The sequence below is a fragment of the Acinetobacter higginsii genome (assembly GCF_000369525.1).
GTDB classification, from domain to species: domain Bacteria; phylum Pseudomonadota; class Gammaproteobacteria; order Pseudomonadales; family Moraxellaceae; genus Acinetobacter; species Acinetobacter higginsii.
Map to the genome: position 1 here is coordinate 294,771 of NZ_KB850070.1, position 17,604 is coordinate 312,374.

At 40.4% G+C, this 17,604-nt stretch carries 18 protein-coding genes; 6 read left to right on the plus strand and 12 right to left on the minus strand.

Annotated features, from left to right (window positions below; translation table 11 throughout):
* Positions 1 to 34: 34 nt before the first annotated feature.
* The gene (gene glnK, locus F902_RS01935) at positions 35 to 373 is read right to left on the minus strand and encodes a P-II family nitrogen regulator (protein ID WP_004656379.1); all 339 of its coding nucleotides are present in this window, start codon (positions 371 to 373) and stop codon (positions 35 to 37) included.
* A 275-nt stretch (positions 374 to 648) separates the two neighbouring features.
* Between glnK and F902_RS01940 the strand changes: the two genes are divergently transcribed.
* Together F902_RS01940 and F902_RS01945 are read left to right on the plus strand one after the other, a co-directional pair.
* Entirely contained in the window at positions 649 to 876 is a 228-nt protein-coding gene (locus tag F902_RS01940) for an accessory factor UbiK family protein (protein ID WP_004802123.1), read from the plus strand.
* 69 nt (positions 877 to 945) lie between these two features.
* Complete coding sequence (locus F902_RS01945; RefSeq protein ID WP_005200615.1) at positions 946 to 2,433, plus strand: YifB family Mg chelatase-like AAA ATPase; 1,488 nt, start codon at positions 946 to 948, stop codon at positions 2,431 to 2,433.
* 41 nt (positions 2,434 to 2,474) lie between these two features.
* On the opposite strand, the gene F902_RS01950 is transcribed toward F902_RS01945, so the two are convergent.
* Entirely contained in the window at positions 2,475 to 3,263 is a 789-nt protein-coding gene (locus tag F902_RS01950; protein ID WP_005200616.1) for a TorF family putative porin, read from the minus strand.
* Between the two features lie 391 nt (positions 3,264 to 3,654).
* Between F902_RS01950 and F902_RS01955 the strand changes: the two genes are divergently transcribed.
* Positions 3,655 to 4,422, plus strand: a complete 768-nt coding sequence (locus F902_RS01955; protein WP_005200617.1) for a sulfite exporter TauE/SafE family protein — start codon at positions 3,655 to 3,657, stop codon at positions 4,420 to 4,422.
* Between the two features lie 75 nt (positions 4,423 to 4,497).
* On the opposite strand, the gene F902_RS01960 is transcribed toward F902_RS01955, so the two are convergent.
* The gene (locus tag F902_RS01960; RefSeq protein ID WP_004802085.1) at positions 4,498 to 5,268 is read right to left on the minus strand and encodes a TorF family putative porin; all 771 of its coding nucleotides are present in this window, start codon (positions 5,266 to 5,268) and stop codon (positions 4,498 to 4,500) included.
* A gap of 740 nt (positions 5,269 to 6,008) precedes the next feature.
* Between F902_RS01960 and F902_RS01965 the strand changes: the two genes are divergently transcribed.
* Entirely contained in the window at positions 6,009 to 7,301 is a 1,293-nt protein-coding gene (locus F902_RS01965) for an OprD family outer membrane porin (RefSeq protein WP_005200618.1), read from the plus strand.
* Between the two features lie 99 nt (positions 7,302 to 7,400).
* On the opposite strand, the gene ppa is transcribed toward F902_RS01965, so the two are convergent.
* Positions 7,401 to 7,928: an inorganic diphosphatase gene (gene ppa / locus F902_RS01970; protein WP_004656389.1), complete on the minus strand. Its 528-nt coding sequence runs from the start codon at positions 7,926 to 7,928 to the stop codon at positions 7,401 to 7,403.
* 116 nt (positions 7,929 to 8,044) lie between these two features.
* Positions 8,045 to 8,443 (minus strand): MAPEG family protein, encoded by a 399-nt coding sequence (locus F902_RS01975; protein ID WP_004802081.1) that lies wholly within the window; start codon positions 8,441 to 8,443, stop codon positions 8,045 to 8,047.
* A 150-nt stretch (positions 8,444 to 8,593) separates the two neighbouring features.
* Here F902_RS01975 and F902_RS01980 point away from each other — a divergent pair, with 150 nt between their 5' ends.
* The gene (locus F902_RS01980) at positions 8,594 to 8,986 is read left to right on the plus strand and encodes a hypothetical protein (RefSeq protein WP_005200620.1); all 393 of its coding nucleotides are present in this window, start codon (positions 8,594 to 8,596) and stop codon (positions 8,984 to 8,986) included.
* Between the two features lie 49 nt (positions 8,987 to 9,035).
* Here F902_RS01980 and F902_RS01985 read toward each other — a convergent pair whose 3' ends face one another.
* The 7 genes from F902_RS01985 to F902_RS02015 all read right to left on the minus strand — a co-directional run bounded on the left by F902_RS01985 (position 9,036) and on the right by F902_RS02015 (position 16,870).
* Positions 9,036 to 10,715 (minus strand): long-chain-fatty-acid--CoA ligase, encoded by a 1,680-nt coding sequence (locus F902_RS01985; protein ID WP_005191709.1) that lies wholly within the window; start codon positions 10,713 to 10,715, stop codon positions 9,036 to 9,038.
* Positions 10,716 to 10,871: 156 nt separating this feature from the next.
* Complete coding sequence (gene parC, locus F902_RS01990; protein WP_005200622.1) at positions 10,872 to 13,091, minus strand: DNA topoisomerase IV subunit A; 2,220 nt, start codon at positions 13,089 to 13,091, stop codon at positions 10,872 to 10,874.
* Positions 13,092 to 13,243: 152 nt separating this feature from the next.
* Positions 13,244 to 13,807: a hypothetical protein gene (locus tag F902_RS01995; protein WP_017401962.1), complete on the minus strand. Its 564-nt coding sequence runs from the start codon at positions 13,805 to 13,807 to the stop codon at positions 13,244 to 13,246.
* On the minus strand, positions 13,797 to 14,441 hold the full coding sequence (locus tag F902_RS02000) for a trimeric intracellular cation channel family protein (protein ID WP_004802075.1): 645 nt from the start codon (positions 14,439 to 14,441) through the stop codon (positions 13,797 to 13,799). The genes F902_RS01995 and F902_RS02000 overlap by 11 nt, the downstream gene beginning before the upstream one ends.
* Before the next feature lie 52 nt (positions 14,442 to 14,493).
* Positions 14,494 to 14,964, minus strand: coding sequence for a YchJ family protein (locus tag F902_RS02005; protein WP_005200625.1), 471 nt, complete (start codon positions 14,962 to 14,964; stop codon positions 14,494 to 14,496).
* An 80-nt stretch (positions 14,965 to 15,044) separates the two neighbouring features.
* Positions 15,045 to 16,628, minus strand: coding sequence for a TerC family protein (locus F902_RS02010; RefSeq protein ID WP_005200627.1), 1,584 nt, complete (start codon positions 16,626 to 16,628; stop codon positions 15,045 to 15,047).
* Positions 16,625 to 16,870 (minus strand): hypothetical protein, encoded by a 246-nt coding sequence (locus F902_RS02015; RefSeq protein WP_005200628.1) that lies wholly within the window; start codon positions 16,868 to 16,870, stop codon positions 16,625 to 16,627. The genes F902_RS02010 and F902_RS02015 overlap by 4 nt, the downstream gene beginning before the upstream one ends.
* Before the next feature lie 84 nt (positions 16,871 to 16,954).
* Here F902_RS02015 and F902_RS02020 point away from each other — a divergent pair, with 84 nt between their 5' ends.
* Positions 16,955 to 17,578 carry an LOG family protein gene (locus F902_RS02020; protein ID WP_004656405.1) on the plus strand — a complete coding sequence of 208 codons (624 nt, stop codon included), beginning with the start codon at positions 16,955 to 16,957 and terminating at the stop codon, positions 17,576 to 17,578.
* Positions 17,579 to 17,604 lie beyond the last annotated feature (26 nt).

Genomic DNA, 17,604 nt, shown 5'->3' on the forward strand with positions numbered 1-17,604 from the left:
CTCTTATTTCTAACTCAGCAAAGTTTGTGCCAATTTAGACAGCATCTGGCCCAGTTTCACCCGTACGGATACGGATTACTTGCTCTAAATTCGTGACAAAAATTTTGCCGTCACCAATTTTGCCTGTGCTTGCGACACGAGTGATTGATTCAATGACTGCGTCCACCATTTCATCACTAATTGCAATTTCAATCTTCACTTTCGGTAAGAAATCAACCACATACTCTGCACCACGATACAGTTCTGTATGACCTTTTTGACGTCCGAAACCTTTGACTTCAGTTACGGTAATCCCTTGAACACCAATCTCAGAGAGTGCTTCACGCACATCATCTAATTTAAATGGTTTTACAATTGCAGTTACAAGCTTCATGTTTGTTTTCCTTCGGCTTATTTTCACCAGTAAGGTTTTATGTTCAATTTTCATGCCAATATTTAAAGGTTGGGGGTTTTTAAATATTGGGCACAAGCTTTCTTTATAACCTATTTAGGCTTGAAGATGTAGATAGTGCATCGAAAATAAGTTTCATTTCGCTATATTGAATGAAATCAACCAGTCACTCATCCTTCTGTCCCGAAGTGTGCTAGAGGAATATAGCCAGCAGTGATACACTGAGCAGCAAATATACATAACCTATTGAGCACTTTATGATTGAGACTCTTTTACAGGCAATTTTGCAACAAGTTGACCAACCTAAAAAAGACCTAGAAAAAAACTTACGTGCGTTACTCAGTGAAAGCATCGAAAAGTTAGACCTTGTCTCTAAACAAGAGCTTGATCGCCAACGAACTGCTCTCAATACGGCCAATCAACGCCTCACTGAGCTGCAACAGCAAATGAAAATACTTGAAGAAATCGTTCAGAATAAAAAATAAGCACCAATTCGGTGCGAATAGCACCGAAAAATGATTAAAAATAAAGCACCACAATGGAACAATAATAAGATGTCTTTTGCCAAAATTTATACGAGAGGCTTATTGGGTCTACACGCCCCACAAATTGAAGTTGAAGTCCACATCAGTTCAGGCTTGCCTTCACTCACAATTGTAGGTCTACCTGAAGCTGCAGTACGTGAAAGTAAAGATCGTGTCCGCTCAGCCATTATTAATAGCGGTTTTCAGTTTCCAACCAAGCGCTTAACCATCAATTTAGCCCCAGCAGATCTCCCTAAAGATGGTTCTAGACTTGATTTACCCATTGCTCTTGGCATCTTGATTGCTTCAGGACAATTACCAGAAAATAGCACTGAAGGCTTTGAATTTATTGGTGAACTGGCATTAGATGGACATTTACGCCCGATTTCAGGCGCATTGACCATCGCGATGGCCTGCCAACAAGCGCAGCACCGTCTGTTACTGCCTAATGGCAATTTAGAAGAGGCCAACCAACTCCCCAATTTTGAGGTATATGCGGCCAATCACCTACAGGATGTCTGTGCACATTTTTCGGGCAATTCTCAAATTACGGCTGCACCACAAAGATCAATTCATGGTTTAACCTCTTATCAACTCGACCTCGCAGATGTTAAAGGACAATTACGACCACGTCGTGCCTTAGAGATTGCAGCAGCTGGTGGGCATTCGCTCTTATTTAAAGGTCCTCCTGGTACAGGTAAAACCTTACTCGCCTCTCGCCTTCCTTCCATTTTACCGCCACTCAATGCACAGGAAAATTTAGAGGTCGCCAGTATTTATTCAGTTGCCAATGCACAACATAGCTTTGGACAACGGCCCTTTCGCGCACCACACCATACTGCATCTGCGATTGCCTTGGTCGGTGGTGGCTCACAACCCAAACCTGGTGAAATTACCTTGGCACATTTGGGTGTATTATTTCTGGATGAATTACCCGAATTTGACCGCAAAGTCATCGAAGTCTTGCGTCAACCGCTAGAGTCCAAAGAAATTGTGATTTCTCGTGCAGCAAGGCAAATGACTTTTCCTGCAAATTTTCAATTTATTGCAGCAATGAACCCCTGCCCATGTGGTTATGCCTTTAATCAGGATAGTCGTTGCCAATGTTCTCTGGATAGTATCCAACGCTATCAAAATCGAATTTCAGGCCCGCTATTAGATCGGATTGATTTACATATTGATGTTCCACCTTTACAGGCACAAGAATTACAGGATCGTACCCCAACCGAAAACTCTGACACGGTACGACAGCGCGTCATCAATGCTTATGAAAAACAGATCCAAAGACAACATTGTTTAAATCAAGCGCTCTCTCCAAAATTATTGGAACAGCATGCCTTATTAGATGACAGCTCAATAAAAATTATTGAAATGGCACAACAGCGGCTCAACCTTTCTGCTCGTGCCTATCATCGGGTGTTAAGAGTGGCTCGAACCATTGCAGATCTAGCAGAAAGTGAATTCATCAGTAGTGGCCATATCACTGAAGCCTTGTCCTACCGCGGTCAGCAAAGCTAAAAAAGCGACCTTGAGGTCGCTTTTTTATGGATCAGACTCAATTAGAAGGCATAACCTAAAGCTAATACCACTTTATTCTTTTGTTTGGTTTCATCACGGGTATAGCCGCCAAAAATATAATCCAGACTCCACGTTGCGCCGGTATTACCCAAAGGATGTGATAAACCCAGTGTTGCATGACGGAAAGCAAAATCCGTTTTAGTTACATCGCCAGCTTTGGCTTGATAAGCCAGATACTCGTCGTCATCACCATAATAATAGGCTGCAACTTGCGCTTTACCTGTAAATCCACCTGCAAGTTTTGGCGCATAGGTCGCTAAGAAATAAGTATCGCCTTTGTTTCCGAAGGTGACATTATTCAACAAAGTCTGCGCGGTAATGCTGAAATCTTTATAGCTCAAACCCAAGATGGTTTCATAACCTGTCGATTCCCAACCCGGATAATAGTAATAAACCGTTCCCCCAATTTGATAACCAAGATCCTCGGTAATTTTGCCTTTATAGCCCGCGTAAAAATCGTTTTCGAAGGATTTTTTCTCTTCCTTCACATCAGTAGGCGAAGTATTAAAATCAGCATAGGCAGCCGTTAAAGTCGAAAACCAATAACCCAAATAAAAACCACTGTCATGTGTATAATCCAGCCCCCCTTGCACTGCTGGTGTATCACTTTCTGGTGAGTTGGTCATACCACGTAAATTATAGCTCGATACCACATTCACATTACCTGTGATCGTTCCTGAAAATGGCAGTTTTGTTTCCTCAGCCAAGCTCAAAGTTGATACTGTAGTCATCATTCCCAGTACAGCAGCCTTGCATGCAAATTTCATCATATTGGTCTCCCCCTATATTTTAGATACTCAATTGATTTTTAAGCTTTAAATTGCATCACCAGCTAATTAGCAATTGCTGTGCCAAATCACAAAAATAAAAAAAAGACAAATAAAATCAAACACTAATAAAAATTAACTCAATATTTTCTCATTTTTAAAGCAACATATTTCTAATCATGCAACTGAAATGAGCGACTCCTATCCTTCATAGCGCATAAAAAGCACCTTTTTAGCCAAGCAAATCATTTATATTCATTCAAAACCTTAATTACTGAGCAGCATAAAAAAACAGCAAGCTCACAAGAAACGATGTTTAATAATGATCTAACAAGATTCGCATGCTGTTCTTTCAAAAGTGCGAACAACATAAAAAATTCTAAGACTGGCTGATATGATAAATGATGAAACCGTCCTACTGACTTTAGGGTTCTTTGCTTTCTGTGGCGGTCTGATTGATGCAGCAGTTGGCGGTGGTGGTTTAGTACAAATACCTGCCTTATTACATGCTTTGTCACAACACAGTATTGCGACCGTTTTTGGTACAAATAAGTTAGCTGTTTGGGCGGGAACGGCATCTTCTATTTTTAAATTTGTTCATAAAATCAATTTTGTGTGGAAACTTCTGATTCCTACAATGCTTGCAGCATTTATATTTGCATTTATTGGGGCGATGACCACTGCCTATATTCCCAAGCAATTGATGACGTATGTCATTTTTTGTTTACTCATCATGATGGCTGTCTATACATTTTTGAAGAAGGATTTAGGTGCACGAAGTACTTATCTCAAATGCGGACATAAAGAAATCTTGCTCGGAATCCTTTTTGGTGGATTGATCGGCTTCTATGATGGTGTTTTTGGGCCTGGTAGCGGAAGTTTTCTGCTTTTCCTGTTTGTCAAAGTTTTCGGTTTTGATTTCCTCAATGCTTCTGCATCTGCAAAGGTTGTTAACCTTGGGACATTTAGCGCAGCACTTTTATTTTTTATTCCTACAGGTCATGTCTTGTGGGCAATCGGATTAACGATCGCCGTCTGTAATATTATGGGTTCTTTAGTGGGTGTTTTTTTAGCGCTACGCTATGGCAGTCAATTTATCAGATTATTTTTTCTTATTCTTTTGGTCTTTCTGATTATCAGAATGGGCCTATCTATATTTTAATCAGGCTTAATATCTCAATGCTCAAATCAATAAAAAGCCAGCAACAGTGCTAGCTTTTTATTTACTTAAAGAAACTTAGAATGCTTTGGTTAAAGTAAACACTGCACCTGTCTCAACACCACGTTTATAAGGTTGAGTCTGCGCATCGATATTAGTCCCTACCGCTGCGAGTTCAGCCGTTAAACCCGATACTGATTTAACGCTATAAGTCACACCTGCTTTCCAGTCTACATAATTATCTTTAGCATCTTTTTGACCAAAAGCTTCATCAAGATCTACTTTGGTATAGCCAATGCTTGCAACACCACCGAAGCCGGTATCAGCGAAAGGAACATTATAAGTCGCATTTACATACCAACCATTCTCATCTGTACCTGCAAAATCATTGGTATAGTTCAAACTACCCAATAAGCTGTCGCCAGATGCCAAGACATTTTTAAAGCCTAATTTTGCATATAATTCTAACCAGTTCAGATCAGATGCACTTGGATAGCCGTAATACCATAAACCCACATCTAAAGTCGGTTTACCCGCAAATGGAAGTTCAGTCGCATAGCCCACATATGGATCTAACTCCAAATGTGGATCTGGAGCGCCAAAATTAACATTCGAACCCCACACACCTGCATATAAACCAGATGAATGTGTCAATGTAAAACCACCTTGCACCGCAGGATCACTTTCAGTTTGAGTAATACCACGATAACGATAATCTGTCGTTAAAGCAGCGGTTCCAGAAAAGCTAAGGCCGTATTGAGATAATGTATTTGTTTCTTCCGCCATAGCAAAAGTCGAAGTCACTGCACAAATACTCAACGCGATTGCTTTACATGCAAATTTCATCATATTGATCTCCCCCATGATGGATATTCGACTGATTTATGTTTTAAATTGCATCGAAAAGTAATTAGCAATTGCTGTGCCAACTCTATAAAAACTGCATTAAATCTCGATTTTGTCCCATAAAAGTGCTGAGCTTCTGTCATTTGTGCCTTGGAATTGATCTTTATCAAAAACAGATCTGTTTTTTTGAACTATTTAGAAGCGCTATAAAAATAAAGACTATTTATTGCACAAAAAAGAGGCATACCTGCAAAGTAAAAAAGCAACAAAGCGTTTAAAATATAAGCATTGTGTAGAAAAAGCAGGCGGTGTTCCATAAAAGTGCATCGGCAAAAAACTTAAATTCGCCTGAACGTCTGTAACTTTTAGATTGATGAGTCACTGTCATTCGTCGGGATGGTATTTTTTGCAAACCGATACGCTTATTTTTTAAACAAAGAAAAAATAACTCATTAAATAAAAAGAAAAAATAATGCAATAAATCACATATTTTTATAAAAATAAATCAAAAAATATACAGCTTATTTTACAACCAAATTAAATTAAATTAGATATAAAAATCATTATCTTAAATTTAATTTGATGGTTTTTTAAACGAGAAACAAATCATAAAATTATATAAGTATTTTATTTAATATTAATTAAATTATTTTAATAAAAATCTATCTTTTTTATGCATAACTTATACAATTGGTCAAAATTTCGGTTCTATCCCAAATTTATTTTTTTTAATGAGGCGAGCTATGCCAAAGGCAAATAAACTTACTTTAGCGGTTTTGATTAATGCCGCGTTAATTACCTCAACATATGCAAGCGAACAAAGCGAAGCAAAAGGACTTGTTGAAGATGCCAAAGGGGATATTTTATTCCGTACTGGTTATTTAAATCGTGACAAAAAGAATGGTGTCAAAGACACAAGCTCATATGCTCAAACGGCAATGGTGAAACTGGAAACTGGTTTTACTCAAGGTTTAGTCGGTTTTGGTGCTGGTGTGATTGGTGACGGCTCTTTTAAATTAGGCTCAAACAATAATGCTGGTAACGGCATGATTCCACGCGAACGCTTAAATGGTAAAGACAATACTGGCGATACCTATGATCACTGGGCGCGCGGTGGCGGTTTTGTAAAAGCACGTATCTCGAATACTACGGTCACTTACGGTACACAAATCTTAGATATCCCTGTTCTGGCAAGCAATACAACACGTTTAGTACCTGAATACTTTGAAGGTATTTTGGCAACAAGCCGTGAAATTGATGGCTTAGAGTTAACTGCCGGTAAATTCACTAAAGATCAGTACTCTGACCAAATCAATACTGATGGCCGTCGTTTAGATCGTGCTGTTGTTTGGGGCGCAAAATACAAATTTGATGACAACTTAAATGCCGCTTACTTTGGCTTAGACAGCAAAGATAAGTTGGATCGTCATTATATCAATGTGAACTACAAACAAGCGTTAGATAAAAACAGTGGTTTGACTTACGATTTGAGCGCATATCACACCAAGTGGGATGAAAAAGCGAGCACTTACTCAAGTACGACAGATGATTTGTCTAATCGTAAAAACACCATTTGGGCACTTTCTACAACCTATAACACGGGTCCTCACAGCGTGATGTTGGCTTACCAACAAAACAATGGCAATACTGGTTATGACTATGGTGAGAATGCTGATGGTGCACAAAGTATCTATTTGCCAAACTCTTACTTGTCTGACTTCATTGGTAACAGTGAAAAATCTGCACAACTTCAATATAACGTAGACTTTGGTGGTTATGGTGTTCCTGGTTTAAGCTGGACTACTGCATTCGTTTACGGTTGGGACATTAAAGTTAAGAACCTGACTGACAATGCCAAAGAACGTGAATTCTTTAACCAAGTGAAATACACCGTTCAATCTGGTTTTGCCAAAGATGCAAGCTTACGCTTACGTCACTCATACTACCGTGCGAGTGATGACTACCAAACAAATGCCTACATTGGTGATACCAACGAATGGCGTATCTGGCTTGATATTCCTGTGAAATTATTCTAATTCACAGTTGATCAAGCAATAAAAAAACTCCATTCATTCGAATGGAGTTTTTTTATGATCAAGCTTTAAAAATTCCAAGCTTGGGTCAGCATTTCAAAGTTACTTTTTAGCCGCTTCGATTGCTTTAAGTACTTCTGCTTTCGCAACGTCAGCACCTTCCCAACCACTGATTTTTACCCACTTACCAGGCTCTAAATCTTTATAGTGAGCAAAGAAATGCTCAACTTGGCTGATCAATAACGGCGGAAGATCTGTATATTCTTGAACATCTTTATAAAGTGGAGATAATTTTTCGTGTGGAACAGCGATCAGTTTCGCATCGATACCACCATCATCTTCCATTTTTAATTTACCTACTGGGCGGCAACGAATCACAGAACCAGCAGCAACAGGATGTGGAGTTACAACAAGTACGTCTAATGGGTCACCATCTTCAGACAAAGTATTTGGTACATAACCGTAGTTTGCTGGGTAGAACATTGCTGTACCCATGAAACGGTCTACAAATAACGCATCTGAATCTTTATCGATTTCATATTTGATTGGCGCTGCATTTGCAGGAATTTCGATGATGACATAGATGTCATTAGGTGCGTCTTTACCCGCAGGAATATTGCTATAACTCATATCAACACTCGTTTAATATTGTGAAGTCAGATGTAAATCGGACAGATTATAACGTGAATACAATGAAAATGATGCTAGATATGCAAACAGCTGGAGAATTTTCTATCCAGCTGCGCTTAAGTCATTTTAATAGTAATCACGAACAGTAAAATTGGACAAAGCAGAGAGAAAAACCAAATGATTGAACGCAAAGTTGCCAAATTGGCTAGATAACAGATGCCATAAATCACACGGAATACGATGTAAGCCCAACCCAACGTAAGAATAAAGCGTTCTGGCACAACCATATATTCTGCCATCAAAATCGCAGCAATGAACAAAGGTAAACTTTCAAAGCTATTTTGTTGCACGGCATTGGCGCGTGCAGACAACCCTGTTGTTTTAGCTAAAAACTCGCGCGGGTTTTGATTATCTTTTGCTTGAAAACCACCTTTTGATTTTGCAATCAAGGTAAACACATACGGCAACAAACATGCGACTATAATCATCAATATAATGCCGCTAATACCTTGCATGCTGAGATCCATCATTTGAAGTTCTTCTGATCATGCTATCATAATCTATAATTTATTGAACTTTCATTTGTGCTTGTTCTACAAGCGTTTCTTTTACACCACGTTTGTGTGTAAAAGTTGTGTTTTTTCATACAGTTTTAAGGTCAAACTATGCAGCAGCAAGATCAAAAAGAAATGTTTGATGTTTTGGCACAGCAACGACAGCATCAACTCTTAGTTGATCGTGTATTGAAAGTCGTACTCCCAATCATGGCATTTTTACTCAGTGTGATTTGTGCAAATCTGAATTGGCAGTCAACTCTAGGTACTTTTGTGATCCTCAGCATTGCCTTTTATGCGGTCGGGATTTATCGCTTAACACTCTGGCATTGGTTGGCGGTCATTGTAATTTATGCTCTTGCTGATAATTATTTTAGCTTTAATGGCATTGATCCAACCCGTTTACGTTTCCAACTGGCAACCATGGTGGTTTTTGTCGGCATTGTCGGTATTGGACGACCGTATATCGATCGTTGGCTCATGAAATCAAATAGTACTAAATAAATCCAAATAAAAAAACGCCGCGATTGCGGCGCTTTTTTTAGCTTTATTCTTAAGCTGGTTTACGTAAGTCTTTACGTAAGATTTTACCTACATTTGACTTCGGTAATTCTTCCATAAACTCAACATAACGTGGGCACTTATAACCTGTTAGGTTTTGTTTTGCATAAGCAATAATTTCTTCAGTCGTTAAAGAAGGATCTTTTTTCACGATGAATAATTTTGGCACTTCACCTGATTTTTCATCTGGAACACCAATCGCAGCCACTTCCAATACTTTAGGATGTTTCGCAATCACTTCTTCAATTTCACTTGGATAAACGTTGAAGCCAGATACCAAGATCATGTCTTTTTTACGGTCAACAATCTTCACATAACCACGTGAATCCATCACACCGATATCACCGGTACGGAAGAAATTATCAGCAGTCATCACTTTGGCAGTTTCATCTGCACGATTCCAATAGCCTTTCATGACTTGAGGGCCACGGATTGAAATTTCACCTTGTTCACCCAGTGCAACTTCTTTACCGTCATCATCCAAAATTGCAACTTCAGTTAATGGCAATGGAATACCAATGGTGCCACTGAATTCAGTTGTTGCAGGTGGATTCGCCGTTGCAACTGGCGAAGTCTCAGATAAACCATAACCTTCGATAATGGTTGTACCTGTGATCTTTTTCCATGCTGCCGCAGTTGAAGGCAATACCGCCATACCACCGCCCATTGCCATCTTCAGATTGCTATGGTCAAGTTGTTTAAATTCTTCATTGTTCACTAAAGCATTAAACAAAGTGTTTACCGCTGGGAAGAATGAAGGCTGGTATTTACGTAATTCACCAACCACTGCTGGCAAGTCACGTGGATTTGGAATCAAGATATTCGCTTGACCTTTGTACATACCGTAAAGCGCACATACCATGAACGCAAAGATATGATACAGCGGCAATGCACAAACAATGCGATCACCTTTTGCGCTGTCAGAAGCACCAAACTTACTTGAGAAAATGGCTTCACACTGAAGTAAGTTCGCCACAAGGTTACGATGCGTCAATTCAGCACCTTTAGAAACACCTGTTGTACCACCCGTGTATTGGAGTACCGCAGTATCACTTAAGGTTAAGCTTGGACGCTTGTAGTTGCTTGGATTGGCTTTGCTTAATGCAGCATTGAATTTGGTATGCCCAGGGATATTCCACGCTGGAATTTGCTTACGCACTTTACGTAAAACAAAGTTGACCAAGGTCCCTTTCAATGTACCCAACATGTCACCCACAGAAGCCACCACAACATGCTTCACAGGTGTTTTACCAATAATGCTTTGATAAACGCTGGCAAAGTTTTCAATGATTACCAACACTTCAGCACCAGAGTCATTCAATTGATGCTCAAGTTCACGTGCTGTGTATAATGGATTCACGTTTACAAGCACTAAACCTGCACGGAATACACCTAAAGCAACCACTGGGTATTGGAAAACGTTCGGCATCATGACCGCAACACGTGATCCTTTAGCTAAACCTAAGCTCTGTAAATAAGCAGCGAATTTACGGCTAGCGACTTCTAATTCATTAAACGTTAAAACTTTATCCATGAAGATAAAGGCATCACGTGAACCAAATTTTTGGAAATTGCGTTCAAAAATATCAACAAGTGAGGTGTTTTCAGCAGGCAGTTCAACTGTTTCTGGAATTCCTGTCTTTTGGTATTCAGCAAACCAAATCTTTTCCATAATGCCATTATCTCCGAGTGGTAATCCTTAAAAATGTAACAACGTTACGTCCATGACAAAACATTTTTTTTAACTTTTTGAATTGCCCTGTCAATCTATTCAAACAATATGAATACATTGTCATATATAACGTATTTGTATCACAGAATACTAGCCTTATCTCTGAATGAAGAGTCTATTTGCTTTTTGATATCCGCGTGGTAAAAGTTGCCCCTTTGTTGCTCTTTTTCCTAGATATTTTTGGAGATCGTCCCCTTTCAGTTTTAGATGCTGTTGTCCTGCAGCGACTTGGATTATTTCATCTAAACTCAGGGTTGTCATGGATAAAATTTGCTCTTTTTCATCAAGTTGTATCAACTTGTTACCTTTACCTTTATTCAGAACAGGAAGTTCTGCTAAATCAATAATCAATAAACGTCCTGATGAACTGAGAATCGCGACATGGGTTGCTTGCTGAATTGGCAGCAATGGCAAAGCCGTTGCCTTATCTGCAACCGTCAAGAATGCCTTACCGGCTTTGGCATTGGTATCCAATTGCGCGGCTTGGGTTTTAAAACCATAACCTTTAGAACTGACAGCGAGCAATTCATTATTATCGTCCTCAATAAAGACTTGGATAAATGAGACCCCACTGGCTGGAGACAGTTTGGAGCTGAGCGGTTCACCTAAGCCACGTGCTGATGGCAAGCTGCTAATTGGCAAGGCATAACTCCGTCCTGTTTGATCCAAGAAGTACACCCGCTGATTGGTTTTACCTACCGCATGACTTAAATACTGGTCCCCCGCTCGGAAGTTGAGATTAGCAGCATCCACTTCCGCACCTTTGGCAGCACGCACCCAACCAGCTTCTGACAACACCACGGTCACCGCTTCGGCTGGCATTAAATCTTGCTCTTTGATCTGCACCGCATCTGCACGGGCAACGATTGGTGAACGGCGATCATCACCAAATTTTTTCGCGTCTTCTTTTAATTCACTGATAATAAGATTCTTCAATGATTCTGGATTTGCCAATTGCTCACGAATAATGGCAGCTTTGGCTTCCAGTTCTTCTTGCTCACGGCGAATTTCCATTTCTTCAAGCTTGGCTAAATGGCGGAGCTTGAGTTCCAAAATTGCTTCAGCTTGAATCTCATCAATACCAAAATGCTGCATCAGTTCAGGCTTCGGCTGGTCTTCTTCACGAATAATCCGAATCACGGTATCAATATCTAAGTAGGCAATTAAAAGACCGGCCAAGATATGTAAACGCTTTTCAATTTTGGTTAAATGATATTGCAAACGACGGGTCACGGTTTGCTTACGAATCTCAATCCACTCTAACAAGATGCGGCGAATCGATTTCACCTGCGGACGGCCATCCGCCCCAATCATGTTCAGGTTGACACGGTAGCTTGATTCTAAATCAGTCGTCGCAAATAAGTGACTCATCACCGTTTCTGCATCAACACGATTAGAGCGCAGTACAATCACCAAACGGGTTGGATTGCGATGATCAGATTCATCCCGAATATCGGCAACCAGTGGTAGCTTCTTGGCAATCATTTGATCGGCAATTTGAGTCACAACTTTTGAACCAGAAACCTGATAGGGCAATTCGCTAATCACGATTTCATTTTTTTCGACTGTATACACCGCCCGAACACGATAACTCCCACGACCTGTGGTTTGAATTTTCAGTAATTCTTCAGGCGGAGTAATGATTTCAGCTTTGGTCGGTAAATCTGGTGCAGGAATATATTCTGCTAATTTTTCATCGGTGGTTTCAGGGTTACGAATCAGCGCAATGGTGCCTTTCACCACTTCACGCAAGTTATGTGGCGGGATATCGGTTGCCATCCCCACTGCAATACCCGTGGTACCATTCAATAAAATATTGGGAATACGTGCAGGTAAGGTGATTGGTTCTTTCATCGAACCATCAAAGTTATCCTGCCATTCACTGGTGCCCTGCCCAAGCTCACTCAGCAATAATTCACTATAAGCCGAAAGTTTAGCTTCGGTATAACGCATGGCCGCGAATGATTTTGGATCATCAGGTGAACCCCAGTTGCCCTGACCCTCAACCAATGGGTAACGATAGCTAAATGGCTGTGCCATCAATACCATCGCTTCATAACAGGCTGAGTCACCATGCGGATGGTATTTACCGAGTACGTCACCCACGGTACGTGCCGATTTTTTCGGTTTGCCTGTCGACTTTAAGCCAAGCTCGCTCATCGCATAGACAATACGACGCTGTACAGGCTTTAAACCATCACTGATATGGGGCAATGCACGATCCATAATCACGTACATGGCATAGTTCAAGTAAGCCTGCTCAGTGAATTCGGCTACGGAACGGTTTTCTGTTGCATGATGTGCAAGGCTGGTCATTTCAGCGAGTCATCCAAAATCATTTATTATCGTCAATGTTTTGTATGCTATGTGGATGCAGGCGTTGTGACAAGCCCTTGTTGTTGTTTAAACGTCAAATGGTGTCTTGTTCGGAGAATTTGTAATTGGATAAGGTTCTAAACAGAAGATTTTTACTTATCTAACCTGAGACTTTCTCTAAGTAATGTCATTTTATTTTTATCAATATTTAAAATTTGCAAAGAAGCAAATTCATCATGATCATTAAAGTCCAGACTAAAATGGTGCCCTTGAAAAGATTCAATTGTATTCTCTTTAATAGATGAAAATGCCAGTTCGATGTAATCCAGACCAATCAGCAATTGAAAATCTGTATCAAATGCATCTTTAAACTGACTGGAAAAATCGTTCATATCTACCACCCAAGACGAAACATCAAAAACAGGGAGGAATGTTTTTTTCAAAGCTGACGATGTCGGTGATTTTATCGTTTGAATAATCATCTGTGGATCATAGGTAATAAGTTTGATCGTTGACAATTCACCTGTTTTTAAAAGCCCTATTTCAATTAAAGATGTAGAGCCATTACCAGCTCTCCAAAACAAATCTGGAGATTTTTCATTCAAATAAATAGCAAAGGGGATATAACCATCAATCTCAATTGAATGATAAGAAAACGGACTTATATCAATTCTTTTTAACATCTGCTTATCTATATAATTTTTATCAATGCTCATCGGTTGAGGACGCAGATTCCGCATCATCTTCTTTATAAATAAATTTCGGCATTTCCAAACCAAAATAGATCGCAATCAAACGTAAAGTGAAACCAAAAACCAAAGTAAAAATCACGGTAAGATCGTGTGGTAAACCCACTTCCAAGCACACCCAATAACAAATTACCGCAACAAAGGAAATACTAGCATAGAGCTCACGACGGAACACCAACGGTACGTCATTACACAGAATATCGCGCAGAATACCACCTGATACTCCAGTTAATACCCCAGCGACCGCAGACACCACAAAACCATGTCCCATGGATAACGCAATCTGGCAACCAATGATGGTAAAGCCGATTAAACCCAAGGCATCCAGTACCAAGAAGATATTACGCAAATGGCGCATCCACTTGGCAATAATAATCGTCACAAAGGCAGCAATACAGGTCAGCACCAAATATTCAGGGTGTTTAACCCAGGTTAAAGGATAATGCCCGAGCAATACATCTCGTACTGAGCCACCACCTAATGCCGTGACACAGGCAATCAGTACCACACCAAACCAGTCCATACTACGTCGGCCCGCTGACAAAGCACCAGTCATCGCTTCTGCAGTAATGGCAATAATATAAATTACGGTGAGTAACATCTGCCTACATCCCTAAATCAGGCGTAAAAGTGTGCGCTATTCTAAGACAAACTTAGATGAATTGCGCACAACATTGCTTAAATTTTTTCCCCGAGCCACAAATGCAGGGTTGTTTCATGGTGATTTGCATATCCAGAGTCGGATCAAGGAAATACCACCGCTGTTGGTGTAATACAAAATGTGAAATTTCATGATGAATATGCGCTTGCGTGCCATCATGATAATGTGCCTTGAATTCAACCAACGCATGTGTTTTATCCAGCTTGGGCTGATGTTGCACGACTTTTAGTTTGAGCCATTGATTCGATTGACTCCAGTCTGCAATCGCAGCTCGGTCTAAAGCTGGCTGTTGCCCCAAGGCTGTCGTCTGCAAAATATAATCAATCTGTTGCAATGCAAAAGCACTATAACGCGATCGCATCAACTGCTCTGCAGTTTGAGCGACTTGCCGTTTTAAGTGCAAAGGCTGACAGCACTCAGCATATTGCCCCTGCCCACATGGACAATTTTGTGATGAAGTCATTTCCAATTCTCAAATAAAAAAGCCCTGAGAAAAGCCTTGTACCACAAGGCCAAACTCAAAGGCTATTTGCTCAAACTTAATTACTTCTCGGTCGTCTTCTCTTTCGGAAGGATGCGCACTTTTTCAATCTTGTGCCCATCCATTGTCACAACTTCAAAACGATAGCCATCGACTTCAATCATGTCACCATTTTCAGGTAAACGACCAAGATGGAATAAGATATAGCCCGACAAGGTTGAATATTCTTCGCTTTCATCGACCAAATCTTTGCCCAATAACAAAGAAACGTGACGAATGTCGGTTGAACCTTCTAACAACATAGAACCGTCATCTAAACTTTCTGCAGTTGCTTCCAATTCATCTTCATCAGGGAATTCACCCGCAATCGCTTCTAACATATCAATTGGTGTGGCAATCCCTTCAATCGAACCATATTCATTCAGGACAATCGCCATTTGCAACGGTGCTTGACGTAATTGCTCCATCACCATCAGGACTTGTGCATTTTCATGCACAATCACAGGTTCGCGTAAGTGTTTACTGAAATCAATCGCACCAGTTTCGATATATTCATTCAATACTTTATGGGTGAGAACAATCCCTTCGATATTGTCTAACTCGCCACGGGCAATGATCAAACGCGAATGGGTCATTGCCATTAAACGTTCTTTTAACTCAGCAGGATCGTCATCCAAGTCTAACCATTCCAACTCTGGACGTGGTGTCATCACCGACTTAACTGGACGCTCAGATAAACCCAAGACCCCTTGAACCAAGACACTATGATATACCCCATTGTCTTCATCAAAGACTTCTTTGGCATAAGCCTGTGTCGCTAACACATCTTCCGCTTCTTTGTTGTGACTTTCATTACCATTGCTCTTATTACCGAGCATACGCAGTACGGCAGAAGCAGTGCGGTAACGTAAATCAGTGGTAGTGACCAATTTCTCTTGGTTACGGCGCATAGTTTGGTTGACCATTTCTACCAACACCGAGAAACCAATCGCAGCGTATAAATAACCTTTTGGAATATGGAAACCGAAGCCTTCGACCACCAATGAGAAACCAATCATCATCAGGAAGCCAAGACACAGGATCACCACGGTTGGATGCTTATTCACGAAATCCATCAATGGACGTGAAGCCAGCAACATGATACCAATCGCAATCGTTACCGCGATCATCATCACCGAAAGCTCTTTCACCATCCCCACTGCAGTGATCACACTGTCGAGCGAGAAGACAGCATCAAGGACCACGATCTGCACCACAACCATCCAAAACACAGCATGCACCGGATTTTCTTCTTTATGTGCCTGCTTGCCTTCAATGCGTTCATGCAGTTCCATGGTGCCTTTAAATAACAAGAACACACCACCAAACAGTAGAATTAAGTCACGTCCAGAAAAGGGATGGTCAAAAATATGAAACAGCGGTGTGGTTAATGTCACCACCCATGCGATCGAGGCAAGTAAGATCAAACGCATTAACAGGGCGAGAATTAAACCAATTTTACGCGCAGCATTACGTTGTTCTGGTGGTAATTTTTCTGCCAAAATTGCAATAAAAACAAGGTTATCAATACCCAATACAATTTCAAGCACCACCAATGTGGCTAAGCCAACCCAAGCAGCTGGATCTGACATCCATTCCAGAATCATTGAGGTGACTCCTCTGCAAAATCAGCAATATTGTTATGAAGTTGAGATTTTAAAAGGTCGGCATAAACAGCCAAAACATTTTTTTTAGGAAATAAGAACAATGCGGAGCGACAACAACCACTACTCATAGAGGTACAAAGATTAATAAAAGGATTTTCAGTATAGGCAAGATTGCAGTGAAATTCATCTTTTTTTATGTTGAGGATGTTTTCAAATTCTTTCGAGACGCGACAAAAGCCCATTGTATGTAAAATGTGCATAAAACTGTCACAAACCTGATTTAGCCTAGACAAGCACAGCGAAAATGATAAGGTGAAAATAAACGAATGAATAGTGTATTAAGAATGACAGAGAAAAAAAGCATTAACCCAACTCCCATTACCACCCAATCCCTTATTGCCTTATATTGCGGTTCGCGTACAGGCAACAAGCCTATTTATCGAGATAAAGCCATTGAACTTGCCCAGCATATTGCCAATCAAGGTTTTGGGATTGTCTATGGCGGTGCCAGTATTGGTTTAATGGGACAGGTCGCAGATACCGTACTGGAACATAGCGGTGAAGTAGTCGGTGTGATTCCAGAATTTATGCTGGATTATGAAATTGCCCACCATAAACTGACCGAACTGCATATCGTCAACAGCATGCATGAACGTAAAGCCCTGATGGCCGAACGTGCCAGTGCCTTTATTGCCCTGCCTGGTGGTCTAGGAACTTTTGAAGAGATTCTGGAAATTGCCACCTGGGGACAGCTCAATCAGCACCAAAAACCGATGATCATCTATAACGTCAATCGTTTTTATGATGCCCTGATTGCACAGCTTGATCATGCGGTAGAAGAAGGCTTTTTACCACCACAACATCGCGCCAAAGTGATTATTTGTGAAACACTGGAACAGATTTCAAGTGTGATTAAAAACTTAAACACACCCAGCCATATCGAGGTCTAAAACTGACCCATAAAAAAATCGGATCA

Excerpts from the sequence above, each read along its gene's own strand:
- glnK (WP_004656379.1), bottom strand. The coding sequence starts at position 373 with ATGAAGCTTGTAACTGCAATTGTAAAACCATTTAAATTAGATGATGTG.
- F902_RS01940 (WP_004802123.1), top strand. The coding sequence starts at position 649 with ATGATTGAGACTCTTTTACAGGCAATTTTGCAACAAGTTGACCAACCT.
- F902_RS01945 (WP_005200615.1), top strand. The coding sequence starts at position 946 with ATGTCTTTTGCCAAAATTTATACGAGAGGCTTATTGGGTCTACACGCC.
- F902_RS01950 (WP_005200616.1), bottom strand. The coding sequence starts at position 3,263 with ATGATGAAATTTGCATGCAAGGCTGCTGTACTGGGAATGATGACTACA.
- F902_RS01955 (WP_005200617.1), top strand. The coding sequence starts at position 3,655 with ATGATAAATGATGAAACCGTCCTACTGACTTTAGGGTTCTTTGCTTTC.
- F902_RS01960 (WP_004802085.1), bottom strand. The coding sequence starts at position 5,268 with ATGATGAAATTTGCATGTAAAGCAATCGCGTTGAGTATTTGTGCAGTG.
- F902_RS01965 (WP_005200618.1), top strand. The coding sequence starts at position 6,009 with ATGCCAAAGGCAAATAAACTTACTTTAGCGGTTTTGATTAATGCCGCG.
- ppa (WP_004656389.1), bottom strand. The coding sequence starts at position 7,928 with ATGAGTTATAGCAATATTCCTGCGGGTAAAGACGCACCTAATGACATC.
- F902_RS01975 (WP_004802081.1), bottom strand. The coding sequence starts at position 8,443 with ATGCAAGGTATTAGCGGCATTATATTGATGATTATAGTCGCATGTTTG.
- F902_RS01980 (WP_005200620.1), top strand. The coding sequence starts at position 8,594 with ATGCAGCAGCAAGATCAAAAAGAAATGTTTGATGTTTTGGCACAGCAA.
- F902_RS01985 (WP_005191709.1), bottom strand. The coding sequence starts at position 10,715 with ATGGAAAAGATTTGGTTTGCTGAATACCAAAAGACAGGAATTCCAGAA.
- parC (WP_005200622.1), bottom strand. The coding sequence starts at position 13,091 with ATGACCAGCCTTGCACATCATGCAACAGAAAACCGTTCCGTAGCCGAA.
- F902_RS01995 (WP_017401962.1), bottom strand. The coding sequence starts at position 13,807 with ATGAGCATTGATAAAAATTATATAGATAAGCAGATGTTAAAAAGAATT.
- F902_RS02000 (WP_004802075.1), bottom strand. The coding sequence starts at position 14,441 with ATGTTACTCACCGTAATTTATATTATTGCCATTACTGCAGAAGCGATG.
- F902_RS02005 (WP_005200625.1), bottom strand. The coding sequence starts at position 14,964 with ATGACTTCATCACAAAATTGTCCATGTGGGCAGGGGCAATATGCTGAG.
- F902_RS02010 (WP_005200627.1), bottom strand. The coding sequence starts at position 16,628 with ATGATTCTGGAATGGATGTCAGATCCAGCTGCTTGGGTTGGCTTAGCC.
- F902_RS02015 (WP_005200628.1), bottom strand. The coding sequence starts at position 16,870 with ATGGGCTTTTGTCGCGTCTCGAAAGAATTTGAAAACATCCTCAACATA.
- F902_RS02020 (WP_004656405.1), top strand. The coding sequence starts at position 16,955 with ATGAATAGTGTATTAAGAATGACAGAGAAAAAAAGCATTAACCCAACT.